The following is an 18,065-nucleotide window of genomic DNA, read 5'->3' as shown; positions in this document are numbered from 1 at the left end:
TACGGATCAAAGGACCCGCGCGCTCATGTCCAGCGAAGCTGCAGAAAACGAACCGTCCATGGAGGAAATTCTCGCCTCGATCCGCCGGATCATTGATGAGGACGAGGACGGTGGTGAGAATGCCGAAGCCGCCGATGAGGTGGAGGCCGTTGATGAGCCTGTCGCCGAAGCGGCTCCGGAACCGGCGCCCGAGCCTGAGCCGGAACCCGCGCCGGAACCCGAAGTTACGGCCGAGGATGAAGTGCTGGAGCTGACGGACAAGGTCGAAGAACCCGGCGCTGGCACCGATCCGCTCGCGCTGGATGATGATCTCATGATTGTCGATCGCGAGGAAGAAGAGGTCGCCCCGGTGCCTGAGCCAGAGCCTGAGCCGGAACCGGTGGCCGAAGTCGCGCCGGAGCCAGAACCCGAGCCCGAACCGGTTGTGGACGAAGACGCTCTAGTCAGCGCGCCTGCTGCAACGGCAGCTTCGGGTGCTTTCGATGCGCTGGCGCACAATCTGCGCGTGGCGACCGATGATGGCGCAACACTTGAAGGCATTGTCCGCGAGTTGATGCGCCCGATGCTGAAAGAATGGCTCGACAATAATCTGCCGAGCATTGTCGAACAGAAAGTCGAAGCTGAAATCGAACGGATTGCCCGTCGACGCTAAGCCTTCTCTGACACCAACAGAAACAGGGCGTCGACGAAATCGTCGGCGCCCTTTATGTATCCGCCGCCATGACTGATCTTGCCAAGACATTTGATCCAAAGAACACCGAGCCGCGCCTTTACGCGGCCTGGGAAGAGGCGGGCACCTTCAAGCCGAAGGATGACCCGGACGCTGAAACCTATTCCATCGTCATTCCGCCGCCGAATGTGACGGGCAGCCTGCATATTGGCCATGCCTTGAACAATACGCTGCAGGATGTGCTGATCCGCTATCACCGCATGCTGGGCAAATCCGTGCTCTGGCAACCGGGCACGGACCATGCGGGCATTGCCACGCAGATGGTGGTCGAGCGCCAGCTGGCCGAACAAGGCAATATCTCCCGCCGCGATATGGGCCGCGAGGAATTCATTGAACGCGTCTGGGAATGGAAAGAAGAATCCGGCGGCACGATCCTCAATCAGTTGCGCCGGCTGGGCGCGTCCTGTGACTGGAGCCGCGAGCGCTTCACCATGGATGAGGGTCTGTCCAAGGCCGTCCTGAAAGTCTTTGTCGAGCTGTACAATCAGGACCTGATTTACCGCGGCAAGCGCCTGGTGAATTGGGACCCGCATTTTGAAACCGCGATTTCGGATCTTGAGGTGGAGAACACCGAGGTCGACGGGCATATGTGGCACTTCAAATATCCGCTCGCGGATGGCCGCACCTATACCTATGTTGAAAAAGATGCGGACGGGAACATCGTGCTCGAAGAAAAGCGCGATTACATCTCCATCGCCACCACCCGCCCGGAAACCATGCTGGGCGATGGCGCGGTAGCCGTGCACCCGGATGATGAACGCTATGCGCCCATCGTGGGCGCGCTGTGTGAGATTCCGGTGGGTCCGAAAGAACACCGCCGCCTCATCCCGATCATCACGGATGAATATCCCGATCCGGAATTTGGCTCTGGCGCGGTGAAGATTACCGGCGCGCACGATTTCAACGACTATGAAGTCGCCAAGCGCAATAATATTCCGCTCTACCGGCTGATGGATTTGCGCGCCTCGCTGCGTGCCGATGGCGCGCCCTATGCCGAAGACTCCGCCAAGGCGATGGAGATCGCCAAAACCGGGAATCTGCCATCTGAAAACGAGGTCGATGCGATCAACCTGGTGCCGGAAGAATATCGCGGGCTCGACCGGTTTGAAGCGCGGGAAAAAATCGTCAAAGCGATCACTGAGGAAGGCCTGGCCGTCACCGTGAAAACGGAAGAGGGCAGCGAAAAACCGTTCGTTGAAAACAAAAAAATTCAACAGCCCTTCGGTGATCGGTCCGGCGTGGTGATCGAGCCGATGCTGACCGACCAATGGTTTGTGAAGGCGGATATTCTCGCCAAAGAGGCCATTGAGTCCGTCGAGGATGGGCGCACCAAATTCCATCCGAAGAACTGGGAAAACACCTATTTCAACTGGATGCGCAATATCCAGCCCTGGTGCATCTCGCGCCAGTTGTGGTGGGGGCACCGGATTCCGGCATGGTATGATGAAGACGGAAAAGTCTTTGTCGCCGAGAGCGAAGCCGAAGCATCTGCTGCGGCTGGCGGTAAACCTCTAAGGCAGGACGAGGACGTCCTCGACACCTGGTTCTCCTCTGCCCTGTGGCCGTTCTCGACCCTCGGCTGGCCGGACGACACCAAAGAGCTGGAACGCTTCTACCCGACCTCTGTGCTGGTCACCGCGTTTGACATCATCTTCTTCTGGGTGGCCCGAATGATGATGCAGGGGCTTCATTTCAAACAGGAAATTCCCTTCCACGATGTGTACATCCACGCGCTGGTGCGCGATGAGCACGGCGCGAAAATGTCCAAGTCCAAGGGCAATGTCATCGACCCGCTGGAGCTGGTCGATGAATACGGTGCCGATGCGGTGCGCTTCACGCTGGCCGCGCTGGCCGCACAAGGCCGCGACATCCGCATGTCGAAAGAGCGGGTCGAGGGGTACCGGAATTTCGGCACCAAGCTGTGGAATGCGGCGCGCTTCTGCCTGATGAATGATTGTGTGCAGGATCCGGATTTTGATCCCAAATCCGTCAAGCAAACCGTCAATCAATGGCTGCTGGGTGAAGCTGAAGTGGCTTCCGCCGCCGTGGCCAAGGGGCTGGAAACCTATCGCTTTAATGAGGCGGCGGGCGCAGCGTACAGATTTGTTTGGAATGTGTTCTGCGACTGGCATCTGGAATTTGCCAAGCCGCTTCTGTCCGGTGAGGACGAAGCCGCCAAGGCGGAGACCCGCGCCACCACGGCCTATGTGCTGGAAATTGCGCTGAAACTGCTTCACCCTTTCATGCCGTTTGTGACCGAAGAGTTGTGGGAGAAAACGGCAGGCGAGCGTGGCCGCGACAGCCTGTTGATCGTCGCAGATTGGCCAAAGCTGGACGGCCTCGCCAATCCGGAAGCTCAGGCGGAGATGAACTGGCTGGTCGGCCTGATCACGGAAATCCGCAAGCTGCGCTCGGAAATGAATATTCCGCCGAATGCCAAGCCGAACGGTCTGGCGGTCGGGGCTGATGCGGACCTTGCTGCGCGCTTGGAGCGGCAATCGGCCCTGATCTGCCGTCTGGCGCGTTTGGACTCGGTGGCGCCCGCCGAGTCCGCGCCGGACGGCTCAGCGCAGATCGTGGTGGATGAGGTTACCTATGCCCTGCCGCTGGAAGGCGTCATCGATTTTGATGCGGAACGCGCCCGGCTGGACAAGGAAATCGACAAGGTCACCGGCGAAATCACCCGGCTTGAGAAAAAGCTCGGCAATGAGAAATTCGTGGCCAACGCCCCGGAAGCGGTCGTGGCAGGCGAACGCGAGAAGCTGGCGGATTATACCGCTCAGAAAGAGGCCTTGGCTGAGGCCAGGGCACGGTTGGGGTAATTTTTGCGTCATCCCGGGGCGCGCGAAGCGTGAGCCCGGGACCCATGCCGGAACTTCCATGTCACAGAATGGGTCCCCGCCTTCGCGGGGATGAAGAGATTGAGTTTGACCCCGTCAAACTGACAGCTAGCCTCCGTGCCATGAGCGAATCCCTGTCCTCGGAAATGGAAGCCATCTGGCGCGAAGAGCTGTCGCCCTTCCTCGCCGAACGCGAACAGCGCCGGAAGAAGGCCGTTGGCAATATCGTTGTTGGAACCGGGCTGGGCGTTGCGGCAGGGATTACCGCGGCGGCCATCCTGCTGGCGTTCGGCCTGTTTCCCTTTGCTTTGTTTGCCTTGATCGGCTTGCCGGTTGCTGGCGGCGCGGTGGGCAGCGCCAAGTTCAATGAACTTAAAAAAGAAGTGAAGCTGGGGCTTCTGGGCAAGCTCGCCGAAGCTTCGGACATGCGCTATTCGCTGCAGCCGGCGGAACCGGCCCGCTTTGATGTGTTCCGCGAGCATGGCTTGCTGCCCAATTCCGACCGGCGCAGTTTCGAAGATCACTTCATCGGTGAACGCCATCGCTCGGTATTCGAGCTTTATGAGGCCAAGCTGGAAGAAAAACGCCGGAGCAAAAACCGCACTTATTGGGTCACGGTCTTTCGCGGTCTGCTGGTGCGGATTGAGTTTCCCCGTACCGTCGAAGGCGTGACCGTCATTACCCGTGACAAGGGCTTCTTCAACATGTTTGAAGGCTGGGGCCGGAAAACCTTCGGCAGCAAGAAGCTGGAGCGCGTTGGCCTGGTCGATCCGAAGTTTGAAAAGATTTTCGAGGTCTATTCCACCGATCAGGTGATGTCGCGTTACTTGCTGACCCCGACCTTCATGGAGCGTTTGCTGGCATTGGAAACCGCTGTAGAGGGCAAGAAAGTCCGCGCCGCCTTTGATGATCGGCAAGGCGGTGGCGAGCTGTTGATCGCGGTGGAAACCGGAAACCTCTTCGAGCCGGGCAGCCTGTTCAAACCGCTCGATGATGAAGAACGTGTGCGCACGCTTCTGGAAGAGATTGATCTGGTCACCGGCATGCTGGATTTGATGGTCCGCCCGCCCGAGCTGGGCGAGAATGTGCTGGCAGATCAGAGTTGAGTCATGATGGCGTCTCGCGCGAAGCGGAAGCTTCTGGATACGCAAGTTGAGCTGAAGCTGGCTCCCATCCGCAAGGAGCGGGCCCGCACCAAGCGGCTATTTTTCATCGGCTCCATCGCATCGGTTGGACTCGGTACGGCCATCGGTTTCCTGATTTATTCCTATTGGCCAGGCGCCGCGATTTTCACCGGTCTCGCTGTGGCAGCGGCGGGGGCGAATTTTGCGCACAGGCCTTTGGCGGGGATAGACCGGAAGATCCGGCGTCTGGTTGAAGCCGCTATGCTGGAGCCTTACGGGCTGGACTCCGTCGACAGCGTATTTGCGGATGATAAAACACCCGTCATCGCCGAGCTGGGCCTTGTTCCACGCGGCCTTGAGTACAAGCACGCGCACCGATACCAATCAAAGGCGCTCGGCCTGTCGATCGAGGAATTGCGGATAAAAGGCATGCCCATGGAAACTCCGGTCGGCCGGGTTCCACGAATTTTGTTTTATGGACAAGTCCTGGAGCGCACACTGGATTCTCTGGAAATCGAACCGTTTATCCTGCTCCCCCGCCGCTATGAAATAACCAGTCAGATTCGCCATCAGAGAGATTTGTTTCTGGCAGACGCTTATCTGCGCAGCGAGCGCAAGGACGTGGCGTTGAGTCAGTATTATCAGGTCTGGGGCCGCAAATCGGTGGAAGGCGATATCGTTCCGGATCGCATACGCGAAGCCGCCATCAAGGCGCGTTACCTCTTCCCGCAAAATCAACTGGCCATTTCTGTAACCCGGCACCCTCAGACGGGGTGGAGCCTTCATATGAGCGTTGATATTGGCGGTCTTTATCGGACGGAAAAAAGCGTGGATGCGCCCCTGGCGGACGAAACACTGGCTTATTTTCACGACAATCTGAGGGCCTTGATGCAGGCGCAGCAATTAATTCTCGACGCTCTGGATCAGAACTCAAACGTGCCCACCACCGGCACGTGATCGGACGCTTTCGGCTTGCCGCGGGTGGCTTTGTGGATCTCGACGGATTTCAGCTTGTCGGCGGCTTGCGGAGAGCACAGCAAATGGTCGATGCGGATGCCGTGATCTTTTTGCCAGGCACCGGCCTGATAGTCCCAGAAGGTATATTTGTGGGCGCGGCCATCACACTGATCAAAGGCACTGGTCAGGCCCAGCCACAGTAAGGAGCGATAGGCGGCGCGCGATTCCGGCCGGGTGAGGGCATCGCCCTCCCATGCGGCGGGATCATGCACGTCGAGATCGCCGGGGATGACATTGTAATCACCCGCAAGGACAAGGTTCTCCTCAAAAGTGAGAAGCTCTTCTGCACGCGCTTTCAACCGCTTCATCCAGGCCAGCTTGTAGTCATATTTCGGGCCGGGCGCGGGATTGCCATTGGGCAGGTAGATTGAGGCGACGCGTACCACGCCGTCATCGGTGGAGATCACGGCTTCGAGGTAACGCGCCTGTTCATCCTCGTCATCGCCGGGCAGGCCAACCTGTATTTCCTCAATCGGGAATTTCGAGAGAATAGCCACGCCATTGTAAGATTTTTGCCCGTGCGTTTCGACATTGTATCCGAGGTCTTCAATCTCCATCCGGGGGAAGTTTTCATCCACCGTCTTGATTTCCTGCAGGCAGACAATGTCGGTCTGGCTTTCCCGCAGCCAGTCGAGCACGTTCTGGAGCCGCGCCTTGACGGAGTTGACGTTCCAGGTGGCGATGGTGACAGTCATGGGCGCATCCGGGGGTAAGAGAATCCGATGAATGAAGAGATAGCATCGCCGCAAAGGAAGTTCACGGGCTGGCGCTTCTTCCGCCTGCTTTTTGCCAGCGCGGTGGCCGTGTTCATCGGTCTCATCGGTTTTGGCATGTGGTTCGCCAATTTGATGACATTTGCCCCGGTGATGGGGGACGACGACGCCAGCCTGATCCTGAACCTGGTCATGATTGATATGTTCGCTGGCCCATTCGTGGCCGCAGGCTCGCTGATCCTCGGCTGGATCGTTTTCTTCTTCCGGCCCGTGGTTGGTATCCGGATCATCATTATTCCCCCGATCCTGTGGGGGCTATCGATCTTTGCGATCTTCTTTATTTCATTCGCGTTTTTTGACGGCGCGTTTGACTGGTCGGGAGGTTAGAACCCCCGAAAACTCGCAATCTCGTCAAGCTCTGCGCGTTCGGTCCGCATAGTGTTCAGGGGATGATCCGGGTCGGCATAACCCAAAGACATGCCACAATAGACCTGTTCGTCTTCGGGCAGATCGAGCGCCTTGCCGACCGTTTTGGTGAACCGTGTCCAGGCTTCCTGCATGCAGGTGGCCAGACCATGGCCTTCAGCCGCCAGTGTGACCGCATAGATAAACATGCCCAGATGGGCCCATTGATTGGGATTCATCTTCGGATCGATGGTGAAAAACAGCCCGACCGGCGCATCGAAGAACTCGAAATTCTTCAGAACCTGACCCAGTCTCCCGGCCTTGTCCTCGCGCGGGATTTGCAGAATGTCATACATCTGCTCGCCCACCGCATAGCGGCGTGAGCGATAGGGCTCCCAAAGTTTTTCCGGATAGACGGGAAAGGCGTTCTCATCGCCGAAGGGGTCAACTTCCATCTTGGCTTTGACGGCGTCGATAATGGCCTGCCGGTCCTCGCCGGAAACCACATGCACTTTCCAGGGCTGAAGATTGCCACCGGATGGCGACCAGCGCGCATCATCGAGAATGGCGCGCACTGTGGCTTCAGAAACCGGCTTGTCCAGAAAGCCGCGCGTGGAAATGCGCGACTTCAGCGCGTCGAGAACGTCCATCAGATCGAGAAGCTGACGCCGCAGCCACAGGCCGCCGTCGCATTCGGATTTTCGATCTTGAAAGTCGCGCCCAGCAGATCATCGGTGAAATCGATCACGCATTCATCGAGGAAGGGCAGGGAGGCGGCATCAATCGCCACTTTCGCGCCATCGCGTTCCAGAACGGTATCGTCCTGCGTGGCGGCCTCGTCCAGATCGAATTTATAGGAAAAACCGGAACAGCCGCCGCCTTCCACGGCGATGCGCATCACGCCTGCTTTTTCAGCGGCGAGGATGGCATTGATACGCTTGGCGGCGCGTTCGGTCAGTTCGATATTCGGCGCAGACATGTCCGCTCCTCCATAACTGTGTCGATATATGGCGCTGACGCCGCAAAACGCAAACCTTTCTGGTGTCGCCTGCTGCCTTGGCTTGGCCATGTTCACCGCCAACACTGTGGTGACTGTAATTCATTGCCGGTTATTCACAGCCAGGCTGGCGCTGGCAGGCGCAAAAGCGGGCCGGGATGGTGTTAATCTTCAGGGGATCAGGTGATTCGCCCGATCGGAACGGAAACGCCATGAGTGACCGACGCACACAATTTGATCCGGATGAAGACTTCGGCGACGACGAGACCTTCGATGCGCGCGGCGATTCGCGCCGGGGTCCGCTGCTCCTGACGACGGCGTTTGCCGTTTTTATCCTGTTTGTCGCCGTTGTGTGGAGCGCCTATCAACAGGGCGTGCGGGACCGGGATGAGCCGCCGCGCATTCTTGCCGATGCCGAACCCTATCGGGAGCGCCCGGCAGATCCTGGTGGCACCCAAACGCCTGATCTTGATATCGATGCCTATGACCGGATCTCCGGAGAAGACACGGGCGGCGAAAATACGACGCCGCGCGCCGGACCGGAGGAGCCCGCCGGGCGTCCGGGCTTGCGGCTGGAAGAAACCACGCCTGATCAAACCGGAAATGACGCCGCGCCGGAGCGTGAAGCCCCCGCCGAAGCCGAGCGGGTGGAAACCGCAACACCGCCGCCGGCACAGGCTGAAGAGCGTTCCACCACGCCTGTTCGTACCGAGCCCGAACCTCGCGAGGCCGAGCCAGAGCCGGATTCTGCTCCGCCGCCGGCCACGTCCAACCTGGCCATTCCCGCGCCGGTCAGCGGAGGCAGCTGGGTGGTGCAGATCGGCTCCTTCCGCACCGAGGAGGAAGCCGAAGGCGCATGGGTCAATTTCATCAGCCGCTATTCGGATATCGCCGCAGGCTCTTCGCCGGACATACAATCTGCGGAAATTGAGGGGCGGGGCACTTATCACCGCTTGCGGGTCGCCGCCTTTGCCGGCCGCGATGAAGCCTCGGCATTTTGTGCGGCTTTGCAGGATCGCGGGCAGGATTGCTACGCGGCGCGCAGATGAGTTCGCGCGCGGCGATTTTCGGACTGGAAGGCCGGGAGCTGTCTCACAGCGAACGCGACTTTTTCCGCGAGGCTGCGCCCTGGGGATTTATCCTGTTTGCCCGCAATATCGAAGGTCCAAAACAAGTTGCCCGGCTGTGCGTCGCCCTGCGCGATGCGGTGGGACGGGAAGCCCCGGTCTTCATTGATCAGGAAGGCGGACGAGTGCAGCGCTTTCGTCCACCCAACTGGCGGGATGCGCCACCCGCGGCTGTATTCGGCGCGCTGTATCAACGCGATGCGGACGCTGCCAAGGAGGCCGTCTGGCTCAATCATCGCTTGATCGCCGATGAGCTTCGCGCCAGCGGCGTCGATGCCGATTGTGCCCCTTGTCTCGATCTGGCGATTGAAGGTGCGGATGCGGTGATTGGTGATAGGGCTTTCGGCGCAGATGTGGACGTTATTTCAACGCTGGGCCGCTCTGCGATGGAAGGTCTGATGGCGGGCGGTGTTGCGCCGGTCATCAAGCATGTGCCCGGGCATGGCCGGGCCGATGCAGACAGTCATTTCCATCTGCCTCGCGTGAAGGAAGACCTTGAAACCCTGACCCAAACCGATTTTGCGCCGTTCAAGGCATTGAATGACGCGGTGATGGGGATGACGGCGCATATCGTCTACGACGCGCTCGATCCGGACACTCCGGCGACGATGTCCGATCCAGCCATCGGTCATATCCGCCGCGAGATCGGCTTTGACGGGCTGTTGATGACGGATGACCTGTCGATGAAGGCACTGACCGGCTCGTTTGCCGAGCGGACAGAACGGTCCATCCGGGCCGGTTGCGATATCGTTCTGCACTGTAATGGTCAGCGCAAGGAGATGGAGCCGGTCGCAGAGGCTGCGCCCCTCCTGGCTGGTGCTGCGCTGCGCCGTGCAAAGGCGGCAGAAGCGGCGCGCAATCAGGGCGAAGACTTTGATGCAGAGGCCGGGCTTGCGAAACTGCAAACCCTTCTGTCAGGTAAGGCGGCATGAGCGAGGAATTCGAAGAAGACCTGCCGTTCCAGGCCGCTGAAGACGCCGACCATGAGGCGTTGATCGTCGATATTGATGGCTATGAGGGGCCGCTGCACCTGCTGTTGGCGCTCGCGCGCAAGAAAAAGATCGACCTCACCAAACTCTCCATTCTGGAGCTCGCCGAGCAATATCTCGCCTTCGTTGAAGCCGCGCGGCAGCGGCTGGATCTGGCGGCGGAATATCTCGTTATGGCGAGCTGGCTCGCCTATCTGAAATCACGTCTCCTTTTGCCAAAACCGGCCAAGGATGAGGACGAGATGGAGCCCGAGCAGATGGCAGCGGCTTTGGCCTTCCGCCTGCGCCGTCTGGATGCCATGCGCGCGGCTGGCAAGGCGCTGTTTGCGGGCACGCTGCACAGGCGCGATGTCTTCCCGCGCGGCATGCCGGAAGGCGTGCGCACGCTGCGCGCCTCCAAATATGAAGCCAATCTCTATGATTTGCTGAGCGCCTATTCCAAGCGCCGTCAGGCGATGGTGCGCGCGGACTACAAGCCGCAATTGCCCAAAGTCTATGGGCTGGAAACCGCACGGCTGCGGTTGGAGCGGATGCTGCCAGAGGTCAAGGACTGGCGTACGCTGGATAGCCTGCTGCCGGATGCGGGTGAACTTGGGCCCGACGCCCCGCCCAAGCGTTCGGTACTGGCGAGTTCCACGCTTGCCGTGCTGGAAGTCACCAAGGACGGTCATGCGCGTTTGCGGCAATCAAAAGCCTTTGATCCGATTGAAGTGCGCGGTCACTCTGATGAGGCGCCCTCATGAGCGATGAGACGCAAAACAAGCCCGATCCCATCCATGAGGCGATCGAGAAGCTGCGCGAACGGGCCGACCGGCAGGGTGCGACCGAGACCGGCAGTGATGCGAAAGGCCCACGCCTGGCCGTTGATGCGGAGCGTCAGCGGATGCGGCGGCTGGAAGCTCTCTTGTTTGCGGCTGAAGAGCCGCTCGACATTGAAACCCTGCAAACCCGGCTGCCTGTCGAAAGCGATGTGGAATCGCTGCTGGAAGCTTTGCAGGAAGATTATGCCAAACGCGGCGTACAACTGACCGAGGTGGGTGGCCGCTGGCGGTTTGAAACCGCACCGGATTTGCGCGGGCTGTTGGAAGAAATCCGCGAAGAACCGCGCAAGCTGTCCGATGCCGCGCTCGAGACGCTGGCCATCATCGCCTATCACCAGCCGGTGACCCGCGCCGAGATTGAAGAAATTCGCGGCGTGGCGGTTTCCAAAGGGACGCTGGACTTATTGTTCGAACTGGGCTGGATCCGTCCGCGTGGCCGCCGCCGTTCACCGGGCCGGCCGGTCACTTACGGGACGACGCAAAGCTTCCTCGCTTATTTCAGCCTTGCCAGTATTGGCGATCTGCCGGGGCAGGCGGATCTGAAAGCGGCGGGATTGCTGGATGCGCGCCTGCCGCCGGGATTTGAAATCCCCGATCCCGGCCTGCCGGGCAGCGGCGAGGATGAAGACCCGCTGGACCCGGAAGAGGATGCCCATCTCTTCCATGTCGACTTCATGGAAGACGGCGAAGATGACAGCAATAGCTGACGTGGAAATGGACGTTCGGCGCTGGCTCGTCTAAATCTGGTGGGGAAGGCCCGCAGGAGGACTGAATGGCACCGGGTGTCTGGCAAATTCTGATTATCGTTGTGCTCGTCGTGCTGTTGTTCGGCGCAGGGCGGATTTCCGGCCTGATGGGCGAGGTGGCCAAAGGGATCACCAGTTTCCGCAAAGGTTTGAAAGAAGGGGCTGAAGAAGAGGAAAACACCTCGGAAAGCTCGAATACGGCCTCGATCAGCGAGGATGCGGACACCTCCAGCGCCGCCTCCGAGCGCGAGGAAGAAACGCCGCGGAACTAGGAGCCGGATATGAATCCCGGCTTTGGCGCTCCTGAATTACTGGTCCTGGCGGTGGTGGCCCTGATCGTCATCGGACCGAAAGACCTGCCCCAAATGTTCCGGCGGATTGGAAGATTTGTCGGCCAGGCGCGCGCCATGGCTCGCGATTTCCAGCGCAGTTTCGACGAGATGGGCCGCGAATCCGAAATGGCTGACCTCCGCAAGGAAATCGAGGCCTTGAAAGCCGGCAATCCCGCAAACGAGTTGAAGCGCGAGCTGGAGGATGTGCGCCGTGAACTGGCGGATCTGGAACACGAGGACATCGTGGAAAAGAAAATCGCGGCAGCAGAGAAAGCCAAACAGGATGAAAAACCGCCGGAGCAGATCGATCACAAGCCCGACGCCGTTATTGATGCCGACGTGACCGAAAAAGAACCGGCGGTCAAGAAATGACGGACAAGCTGGTCGAATCCCCGCCCGAAGATGACGTCGAGGCGAGCCGGGCCCCGTTGCTGGAGCATTTGACCGAACTGCGCACGCGGCTGATCCGTCTGGTTTGTGTGCTCGCGGTGGGGTTCGTCATCTGCTTCATCTTCGCCGAGCAGATCTACAATTTCCTGCTGGTGCCGTTTGAGGATGCTGCCGCGCGGGTGCGGGGTGATGATCTGGCGCTTGAGCTGATCTTTACCGCGCCGCTGGAATTTTTCTTTGTAAAGGTGAAGCTCGCCTTTTTCGGAGCTTTGATCCTGGCTTTTCCCTGGCTGGCCTATGAAATCTACGGCTTTGTCTCGCCGGGTCTCTACAAGAATGAAAAGGGGGCGTTTGCGCCCTTCCTGATCGGCGCGCCGGCCCTGTTCGTTTCAGGTATGGCCTTTGTCTATTACTTCGTTCTGCCCTTTGTGATGCGTTTTGCGCTGGGGCAGGAACAGCTTTCCTCCGGAGACGGGCCAACGATCCAGTTGCTGACGCGGGTGTCCGATTATCTCAATCTCGTGACCACGCTGATCCTCGCCTTCGGTCTCAGTTTCCAGCTACCGGTATTGCTGATGCTGTTGGGGATGGCAGGGATTGTGAACTCGGCCATGCTGATCAAGTTCTGGAAGTTTGCGTTGCTCGGTGTGTTCGTCTTTGCGGCTTTTGTGACGCCGCCAGACCCGATCAGCCAGGTGATCCTGGGTACGGTCCTCATGGCGCTTTATGGCATTTCGATCGGAGCGGTGAAGCTGGTCGAGCGCAAGGAAAACACCATTGCGCCCTAACGGCTTGTTGCAAGTGCAACAAGCCCTCGCTATCACGCAGCGAAACACGACGCAGAGCAAATCCCATGCACGATATCCGCTTTATCCGGGATAACCCCGACGCTTTTGATGCTGGCCTCGCCAAGCGCTTCCTGGAGCCGCAGGCCGATGAGCTGTTGCGGCTGGACCGCAAATGGCGCGAGGCTGTCACCCGCCAGCAAGAGGCGGAAACCCAGCGCAATGCCCTGTCCAAGCAGATCGGACAGGCCAAGGCGAAGGGCGATGAGGACGAATTCAACCGGCTGCGTTCGGAAGTCGAGCGCCTGAAATCGGTTCTGGAAGAAAGCGGCACAGAAGCCGCCAAGTTCGAAGAAATCCTCAATCAGCACCTTGCCGGATTGCCGAACCTGCCGGCGGATGATGTGCCGGTTGGCGAAGATGAAGATGCCAATGAAGAGGTGCGCGGCTGGGGCGAACCGTCAGAATTCGACTTCGAGCCGAAGGATCATGTTGATCTGGGTGAAGGGCTGAAGCAGCTGGATTTCGAACGTGCCGCCGCGATGTCGGGCTCGCGCTTTGCCGTATTGACCGGTGGTCTAGCGCGGCTGGAGCGCGCGCTCGCGCAATTCATGCTGGACCTGCACACCCAAGAGCACGGCTTTACCGAGGTCAGCCCGCCCTATCTGGTGCGCGATGAAGCCATGTTCGGCACGGGTCAACTTCCGAAATTTGCCGAAGATTCCTTTCATACGGACAATGGTTATTGGTTGGTGCCGACCTCGGAAGTGCCGCTGACCAATTTGTTCCGCGGACATATTCATGTTGAAGCCGAGTTTCCGGCGCGCCTGACAGCATTCACGCCGTGCTTCCGCTCTGAAGCCGGGTCGGCGGGACGCGATACGCGCGGCCTCATCCGTATGCACCAATTCCACAAGGTCGAGATGGTGTGCGTGACGAAACCCGAGGACTCTGATGACGAGCTCGAGCGCATGACGAATTGCGCCGAAGAAGTCCTGCGCCGCTTGGAATTGCCCTACCGGGTAATGAAGCTGTCGTCGGGCGATATGGGCTTTGGCGCGCGGCGGACCTTCGATCTGGAAGTCTGGCTGCCCAGCCAGAAAACCTATCGCGAGATTTCCTCCTGCTCCAATTGCGGAGACTTTCAGGCCCGGCGCATGAATGCGCGCTTCCGCCGCGAGGGTGAGAAAAAACCGGAATTTTTGCACACGCTGAATGGCTCTGGCGTGGCCACGGGACGTGCTTTGCTGGCGGTCATGGAAAACCACCAGAATGCCGATGGTACGATTACCGTGCCGGATGTGCTGCGACCCTATATGGGCGGGCTTGAGGTGCTGGGGGCTTAAACGGCACGCGTGTTTTCGCGCAACCAGGCCTCCAAGGTGTTGAATTCCAGTTGTTGCTTCTCATAGAGCGGCAAAAGGAAGTCCATCAGCGCGTCTGGTGTGGCCGTCAATTCAACCCCATTCAGCCCGAGGAAGATGATCGTCGACGCTAATGCAGTGCGTTTATTGCCATCGATGAAGGCGTGATTGTGCGACAGGCTTTCCCAGAGGGCCGCAGCTTCGGCAATCAAATCGTCATAATAGCCAGACCGGGGACGGAAGAGGGCCGCTTCCAGTGCGCCGGCATCCCGTAAGCCGTTCGAGCCACCAAATTCCGCAATCTGCCGGGCATGAATGTCGAGCACATCCTCCAGCGTCAGCCAGATACGGCTCATTCGGCGAGCTTCCGGAAGACGTCCTCATACCGGTCGATGGCACGTTCGTGCAGCGCTTTGACTTTCTCCCTGCGTGAAGCGCCGTCGCGGTCGTCCAGCAGCCCGCGTACCGCTTCTTCCAGCAGAACCTGGATTTGACGGCCCTCTGTACGGGCCAGTTCACGCAGATCTGCCAGCAAAGCGGCATCCATCTGGGTGGCAAATTTTTCGCGTTGTTCGCCCATGGCGGTCTCCAATGTTCATCATGATATATCAAGAAATCGAAGAATCGCCAACTGAATCCGGCAGAATTTCAGGGCTGGTCAATCGTTTGAAAGCGTTTAGACACGGGTGCTCAAAGGTGAGCTCATGATAAATCCCCGCATTCTTCTGACCAATGATGATGGCATCCGCGCGCGCGGTCTCAAATCGCTGCGCAAGATTGCGGCTGAATTGTCCGACGATGTGTGGATCGCCGCTCCTGCGGAAGAGCAATCCGGAGCCGGGCGTTCGCTAACCCTGCATGAGCCTTTGCGCGTCCGCAAAGTCGAGGACAAGGCCTTTGCCATCACCGGCACGCCCACCGATGCCGTCCTGATGGGCATTCAGGATCTGATCACGGATAAAAAGCCTGACCTGGTCCTGTCCGGTGTGAATCGCGGCGGCAATATAGCCGAGGATGTGACGTTTTCCGGCACGGTCGCGGGCGCGATGCAGGGCATGCAACTGGGTATCCCTTCCATCGCGCTCAGTCAGGTTTATTCCTATCTGCCCAAGGCCGAAGTGCCCTGGGAAACGGCTGAAACTTTTGGCGCGCCCATTATCCGGCGGCTTCTCGAAGAAGGCTGGCCGGAGGATGTGCTGATCAATATCAACTTCCCGGATCGGGCACCGGAAGAGATCACCGAGGTGGAAGTTACGCGGCAGGGCCGGCGCGATCAGGGCATTGTTCATGCTGACAAGCGCACCGATCCGCGCGGCGTGGACTATTACTGGATTGGTTTTCGCGGCGCACCACAAAGCCCGGCAGAAGGGGATGATCTGCATGCCGTGATGGGCGGGCGGATTTCGGTGACGCCGCTGCATGTGGATCTGACCCATCTGGAAACCCATCACCGATTGCGCCGCCGGATAGGCGGCGCTCCGCCCCGGACGTGATCCTTTGATGGGTGCGCCAGACGAACGCGTTATCCAGCTGGTCATGCGTTTGCGCGGAGAGGGCGTGACGGATGCAAAAGTGCTGGGGGCAATCGAGCGCACGCCGCGGGATGTGTTTGTACCGGAACGGTTTTCTGATCAGGCGTTTGAGAACCGGCCGCTGCCGATCGATTGCGGCCAGACCATCAGTCAGCCGCTGGTCGTGGGCATGATGACCCAGCTTTTGCAAGTTGATGACCGCTGCAAGGTGTTGGAGATCGGGACGGGGTCGGGCTATCAGGCAGCGATCCTGTCGAAGCTGGCGCGGCGGGTCTACACGATCGAGCGTTACCGCACGTTGGCCAAAGAAGCCGAAGAGCGGTTTGCGCGTCTGCGGTTGACAAATGTTACGCCAAGGATTGGCGACGGGACAAAGGGCTGGCCCGAACAGGCGCCGTTCGACCGGGTCATGGTAACCGCCGGCGCCCCTGTTCGGCCAGATACGCTGCTGGACCAGCTGAAACCCGGCGGTATTGCCGTCATTCCGGTTGATAATGATCAGGGAGCGCAAACCCTGATGCGTTATGTCAAAACCGAGGGCGGAGAGCTGCAGGAAACCGCAATGATGGCGGTGCGCTTTGTCCCGCTTGTGGATGGTGAAGCCAAAGCGCTGTGATTCGCGTTTGGCTAACGCGTGATTAACGCCTGTCAGGCTTACTGACCGGCAGTTTGCCGTGGTGACTTGCCTGATCATGCCGATGATCCGTCTCATTTTGCCTGTTTTGACGTGTGTGGCCGTGGCTGCGTGCGCGACGCCGGCACCGCGCGAGCCGGCGAGGATCGATTATCGCACGCAGAACACCAGCGGGCCTTCGCCAGAGGTCACCCGAACGTCTGCTTCGCCGCGTTGCGGACCGGGCGAGCGGTATACGGTGCAATCCGGCGATACGCTGTCGGAAATCGCTGAATCCTGCGGGGTCAGCACGTCGGAGCTCGCCTCTGCGAATGGTCTGACACCGCCTTATCAGGTTTATGCGGGTCAGGATTTGTCGTTTCCCCGGCCGTCCACCCACACCGTTCGCCGCGGTGAAAATCTCTACCGGATCGGCCTGCGCTATAATATGAGCTGGGTTGATCTTGCGGCTCACAATGGAATGTCACCGCCCTATGCGGTTGAAGTTGGGCAGGTACTGAACCTGCCGGGCGGTAATGTGCGGACCGTGTCGCTGGAACCTCCACCCACGCGAAGCCAGTCCTCGCGTCCACCGGCCACACGGGACACGCCGGTGCGTGTAGAAGAATCCGATCCGCCACCGCAAACCCGGCGTCCGGCTGCGCCGCGCGAAGAGGTGCCAGAGCCTACAGGGCCCGTGGTTTTCCAATGGCCGATCCAGGGAGAGATTGTTTCCACCTTCGGTCCAAAACCTGATGGCCAGCGCAATGATGGCGTGAATATCCGCGCCGATGAGGGCGATAGCGTTCGAGCATCAGCCGCGGGCACGGTGGTTTATGCAGGTGGCGAGCTGCAGGGATTTGGAGAATTGATCCTGATCCGCCATGCGCAAGGCTTTGTTACGGCTTATGCCCACAACTCCCGGCTTTTAGTGGCGGAAGGCGACCGGGTCGAGCAGGGGCAGCTGATTGCGGAAGCCGGTTCGACGGGCTCGGTCGATTCCCCGCAGGTGCATTTTGAAATCCGCCGGGGCGTGACACCTGAAGACCCGATGCAACACCTGCCGGGAAGTTAACCGCCAACCCTTGTTGCAAGCCGGACGCGTCCCGATATATTCCCGCGACCTTCCAATAAACGGCTCGCTTAAGGGGCAACTTACATGTTTGACGCAATTCAGATCGCAGCAGCCTCCGGTGGTTCGGGGGGCGCGATGGCGGCCTTGATCCAGTTTGCACCGCTGATCCTGATCTTCGTGGTGTTCTACTTCCTGCTGATCCGCCCGCAGCAAAAGCGGATGAAGGAGCATCGGGAGATGGTCGCCGCCCTGTCCAAGGGAGACGAGGTTGTCACTTCCGGCGGCATTCTCGGCAAGGTGACGAAAGTTGATGACGCCGAAGCCCAGGTCGAAATTGCGACCGGCGTGAAAGTCCGCGTCATGAAGGCGACGATTTCCGAAGTGAGATCCCGCACTCAGCCGAAAGCCGCCAACGACGCAAAGGCGGATAAGAAAACCGACAAAACCGTATCGGGGTAAGAGCTT

22 protein-coding genes are annotated in these 18,065 nt (G+C 59.4%); 17 read left to right on the top strand and 5 right to left on the bottom strand.

Features of this window, described 5'->3' with window-relative positions:
* The first annotated feature begins 25 nt into the window (after positions 1-25).
* The 4 genes from ACO079_RS04745 (at position 26) to ACO079_RS04730 (ending at position 5,651) form a co-directional block, all read left to right on the top strand.
* Positions 26-652, top strand: coding sequence for a DUF2497 domain-containing protein (locus ACO079_RS04745; protein WP_421792162.1), 627 nt, complete (start codon positions 26-28; stop codon positions 650-652).
* Positions 653-720: 68 nt separating this feature from the next.
* On the top strand, positions 721-3,552 hold the full coding sequence (locus ACO079_RS04740) for a valine--tRNA ligase (protein ID WP_421792161.1): 2,832 nt from the start codon (positions 721-723) through the stop codon (positions 3,550-3,552).
* Positions 3,553-3,692: 140 nt separating this feature from the next.
* Complete coding sequence (locus tag ACO079_RS04735) at positions 3,693-4,676, top strand: DUF3137 domain-containing protein (protein WP_421792160.1); 984 nt, start codon at positions 3,693-3,695, stop codon at positions 4,674-4,676.
* Between the two features lie 3 nt (positions 4,677-4,679).
* Positions 4,680-5,651: a hypothetical protein gene (locus ACO079_RS04730; protein WP_421792159.1), complete on the top strand. Its 972-nt coding sequence runs from the start codon at positions 4,680-4,682 to the stop codon at positions 5,649-5,651.
* Here the strand turns inward: ACO079_RS04730 and xth are convergent.
* Positions 5,618-6,406 (bottom strand): exodeoxyribonuclease III, encoded by a 789-nt coding sequence (gene xth, locus ACO079_RS04725; protein ID WP_421792158.1) that lies wholly within the window; start codon positions 6,404-6,406, stop codon positions 5,618-5,620. The two genes, ACO079_RS04730 and xth, sit on opposite strands and share 34 nt — an antisense overlap.
* A 27-nt stretch (positions 6,407-6,433) precedes the next feature.
* Here xth and ACO079_RS04720 point away from each other — a divergent pair, with 27 nt between their 5' ends.
* Positions 6,434-6,811: a hypothetical protein gene (locus tag ACO079_RS04720; protein WP_421792157.1), complete on the top strand. Its 378-nt coding sequence runs from the start codon at positions 6,434-6,436 to the stop codon at positions 6,809-6,811.
* Here the strand turns inward: ACO079_RS04720 and ACO079_RS04715 are convergent.
* Both ACO079_RS04715 and ACO079_RS04710 read right to left on the bottom strand, forming a co-directional pair.
* Positions 6,808-7,479: a nitroreductase gene (locus ACO079_RS04715; RefSeq protein ID WP_421792156.1), complete on the bottom strand. Its 672-nt coding sequence runs from the start codon at positions 7,477-7,479 to the stop codon at positions 6,808-6,810. The two genes, ACO079_RS04720 and ACO079_RS04715, sit on opposite strands and share 4 nt — an antisense overlap.
* Positions 7,479-7,808, bottom strand: coding sequence for a HesB/IscA family protein (locus tag ACO079_RS04710; RefSeq protein ID WP_421792155.1), 330 nt, complete (start codon positions 7,806-7,808; stop codon positions 7,479-7,481). The genes ACO079_RS04715 and ACO079_RS04710 overlap by 1 nt, the downstream gene beginning before the upstream one ends.
* 230 nt (positions 7,809-8,038) lie before the next feature.
* Here ACO079_RS04710 and ACO079_RS04705 point away from each other — a divergent pair, with 230 nt between their 5' ends.
* From ACO079_RS04705 to serS, 8 genes are all read left to right on the top strand, one after another.
* On the top strand, positions 8,039-8,875 hold the full coding sequence (locus tag ACO079_RS04705; protein ID WP_421792154.1) for an SPOR domain-containing protein: 837 nt from the start codon (positions 8,039-8,041) through the stop codon (positions 8,873-8,875).
* Complete coding sequence (gene nagZ, locus ACO079_RS04700; protein ID WP_421792153.1) at positions 8,872-9,885, top strand: beta-N-acetylhexosaminidase; 1,014 nt, start codon at positions 8,872-8,874, stop codon at positions 9,883-9,885. The genes ACO079_RS04705 and nagZ overlap by 4 nt, the downstream gene beginning before the upstream one ends.
* Positions 9,882-10,685 (top strand): segregation and condensation protein A, encoded by an 804-nt coding sequence (locus ACO079_RS04695; RefSeq protein ID WP_421792152.1) that lies wholly within the window; start codon positions 9,882-9,884, stop codon positions 10,683-10,685. Before nagZ ends, ACO079_RS04695 begins: the two co-directional genes overlap by 4 nt.
* Positions 10,682-11,470: an SMC-Scp complex subunit ScpB gene (scpB, locus tag ACO079_RS04690; RefSeq protein WP_421792151.1), complete on the top strand. Its 789-nt coding sequence runs from the start codon at positions 10,682-10,684 to the stop codon at positions 11,468-11,470. The genes ACO079_RS04695 and scpB overlap by 4 nt, the downstream gene beginning before the upstream one ends.
* Before the next feature lie 65 nt (positions 11,471-11,535).
* Positions 11,536-11,781, top strand: coding sequence for a twin-arginine translocase TatA/TatE family subunit (locus tag ACO079_RS04685; protein WP_421792150.1), 246 nt, complete (start codon positions 11,536-11,538; stop codon positions 11,779-11,781).
* 9 nt (positions 11,782-11,790) lie between these two features.
* The gene (gene tatB / locus ACO079_RS04680; protein WP_421792149.1) at positions 11,791-12,213 is read left to right on the top strand and encodes a Sec-independent protein translocase protein TatB; all 423 of its coding nucleotides are present in this window, start codon (positions 11,791-11,793) and stop codon (positions 12,211-12,213) included.
* Positions 12,210-13,019, top strand: a complete 810-nt coding sequence (tatC, locus tag ACO079_RS04675) for a twin-arginine translocase subunit TatC (protein ID WP_421792148.1) — start codon at positions 12,210-12,212, stop codon at positions 13,017-13,019. Before tatB ends, tatC begins: the two co-directional genes overlap by 4 nt.
* Before the next feature lie 65 nt (positions 13,020-13,084).
* A complete protein-coding gene (gene serS, locus ACO079_RS04670) occupies positions 13,085-14,362 on the top strand; it encodes a serine--tRNA ligase (RefSeq protein WP_421792147.1) in 1,278 nt (425 codons plus the stop codon).
* Here the strand turns inward: serS and ACO079_RS04665 are convergent.
* Together ACO079_RS04665 and ACO079_RS04660 are read right to left on the bottom strand one after the other, a co-directional pair.
* Complete coding sequence (locus ACO079_RS04665; protein WP_421792146.1) at positions 14,359-14,736, bottom strand: type II toxin-antitoxin system death-on-curing family toxin; 378 nt, start codon at positions 14,734-14,736, stop codon at positions 14,359-14,361. The genes serS and ACO079_RS04665 overlap by 4 nt on opposite strands.
* On the bottom strand, positions 14,733-14,960 hold the full coding sequence (locus ACO079_RS04660; protein WP_421792145.1) for a hypothetical protein: 228 nt from the start codon (positions 14,958-14,960) through the stop codon (positions 14,733-14,735). The genes ACO079_RS04665 and ACO079_RS04660 overlap by 4 nt, the downstream gene beginning before the upstream one ends.
* Positions 14,961-15,084: 124 nt before the next feature.
* Between ACO079_RS04660 and surE the strand changes: the two genes are divergently transcribed.
* The 4 genes from surE to yajC all read left to right on the top strand — a co-directional run bounded on the left by surE (position 15,085) and on the right by yajC (position 18,059).
* Positions 15,085-15,873 carry a 5'/3'-nucleotidase SurE gene (gene surE / locus ACO079_RS04655; RefSeq protein WP_421792144.1) on the top strand — a complete coding sequence of 263 codons (789 nt, stop codon included), beginning with the start codon at positions 15,085-15,087 and terminating at the stop codon, positions 15,871-15,873.
* A gap of 7 nt (positions 15,874-15,880) precedes the next feature.
* A complete protein-coding gene (locus tag ACO079_RS04650; protein WP_421792143.1) occupies positions 15,881-16,528 on the top strand; it encodes a protein-L-isoaspartate(D-aspartate) O-methyltransferase in 648 nt (215 codons plus the stop codon).
* 82 nt (positions 16,529-16,610) lie between these two features.
* A complete protein-coding gene (locus ACO079_RS04645; RefSeq protein ID WP_421792142.1) occupies positions 16,611-17,600 on the top strand; it encodes a peptidoglycan DD-metalloendopeptidase family protein in 990 nt (329 codons plus the stop codon).
* 84 nt (positions 17,601-17,684) lie between these two features.
* Positions 17,685-18,059 (top strand): preprotein translocase subunit YajC, encoded by a 375-nt coding sequence (gene yajC, locus ACO079_RS04640; RefSeq protein ID WP_421792141.1) that lies wholly within the window; start codon positions 17,685-17,687, stop codon positions 18,057-18,059.
* Positions 18,060-18,065 lie beyond the last annotated feature (6 nt).

It is taken from the genome of Hyphobacterium sp. (genome assembly GCF_965228115.1).
In the GTDB taxonomy this organism is placed as follows: domain Bacteria; phylum Pseudomonadota; class Alphaproteobacteria; order Caulobacterales; family Maricaulaceae; genus Hyphobacterium.
This window is presented reverse-complemented; position numbering and strand designations above follow the sequence as displayed.

Bases quoted from the DNA above. Each gene is read 5' to 3' on its own strand.
- ACO079_RS04710 (WP_421792155.1), bottom strand. From the start codon at position 7,808: ATGTCTGCGCCGAATATCGAACTGACCGAACGCGCCGCCAAGCGTATC.
- ACO079_RS04665 (WP_421792146.1), bottom strand. From the start codon at position 14,736: ATGAGCCGTATCTGGCTGACGCTGGAGGATGTGCTCGACATTCATGCC.
- ACO079_RS04735 (WP_421792160.1), top strand. From the start codon at position 3,693: ATGAGCGAATCCCTGTCCTCGGAAATGGAAGCCATCTGGCGCGAAGAG.
- yajC (WP_421792141.1), top strand. From the start codon at position 17,685: ATGTTTGACGCAATTCAGATCGCAGCAGCCTCCGGTGGTTCGGGGGGC.
- ACO079_RS04705 (WP_421792154.1), top strand. From the start codon at position 8,039: ATGAGTGACCGACGCACACAATTTGATCCGGATGAAGACTTCGGCGAC.
- tatB (WP_421792149.1), top strand. From the start codon at position 11,791: ATGAATCCCGGCTTTGGCGCTCCTGAATTACTGGTCCTGGCGGTGGTG.
- ACO079_RS04740 (WP_421792161.1), top strand. From the start codon at position 721: ATGACTGATCTTGCCAAGACATTTGATCCAAAGAACACCGAGCCGCGC.
- ACO079_RS04645 (WP_421792142.1), top strand. From the start codon at position 16,611: ATGATCCGTCTCATTTTGCCTGTTTTGACGTGTGTGGCCGTGGCTGCG.
- ACO079_RS04745 (WP_421792162.1), top strand. From the start codon at position 26: ATGTCCAGCGAAGCTGCAGAAAACGAACCGTCCATGGAGGAAATTCTC.
- scpB (WP_421792151.1), top strand. From the start codon at position 10,682: ATGAGCGATGAGACGCAAAACAAGCCCGATCCCATCCATGAGGCGATC.
- ACO079_RS04730 (WP_421792159.1), top strand. From the start codon at position 4,680: ATGATGGCGTCTCGCGCGAAGCGGAAGCTTCTGGATACGCAAGTTGAG.
- ACO079_RS04715 (WP_421792156.1), bottom strand. From the start codon at position 7,479: ATGGACGTTCTCGACGCGCTGAAGTCGCGCATTTCCACGCGCGGCTTT.
- ACO079_RS04685 (WP_421792150.1), top strand. From the start codon at position 11,536: ATGGCACCGGGTGTCTGGCAAATTCTGATTATCGTTGTGCTCGTCGTG.
- ACO079_RS04650 (WP_421792143.1), top strand. From the start codon at position 15,881: ATGGGTGCGCCAGACGAACGCGTTATCCAGCTGGTCATGCGTTTGCGC.
- xth (WP_421792158.1), bottom strand. From the start codon at position 6,406: ATGACTGTCACCATCGCCACCTGGAACGTCAACTCCGTCAAGGCGCGG.
- ACO079_RS04660 (WP_421792145.1), bottom strand. From the start codon at position 14,960: ATGGGCGAACAACGCGAAAAATTTGCCACCCAGATGGATGCCGCTTTG.
- tatC (WP_421792148.1), top strand. From the start codon at position 12,210: ATGACGGACAAGCTGGTCGAATCCCCGCCCGAAGATGACGTCGAGGCG.
- serS (WP_421792147.1), top strand. From the start codon at position 13,085: ATGCACGATATCCGCTTTATCCGGGATAACCCCGACGCTTTTGATGCT.
- surE (WP_421792144.1), top strand. From the start codon at position 15,085: ATGATAAATCCCCGCATTCTTCTGACCAATGATGATGGCATCCGCGCG.
- ACO079_RS04720 (WP_421792157.1), top strand. From the start codon at position 6,434: ATGAATGAAGAGATAGCATCGCCGCAAAGGAAGTTCACGGGCTGGCGC.
- nagZ (WP_421792153.1), top strand. From the start codon at position 8,872: ATGAGTTCGCGCGCGGCGATTTTCGGACTGGAAGGCCGGGAGCTGTCT.
- ACO079_RS04695 (WP_421792152.1), top strand. From the start codon at position 9,882: ATGAGCGAGGAATTCGAAGAAGACCTGCCGTTCCAGGCCGCTGAAGAC.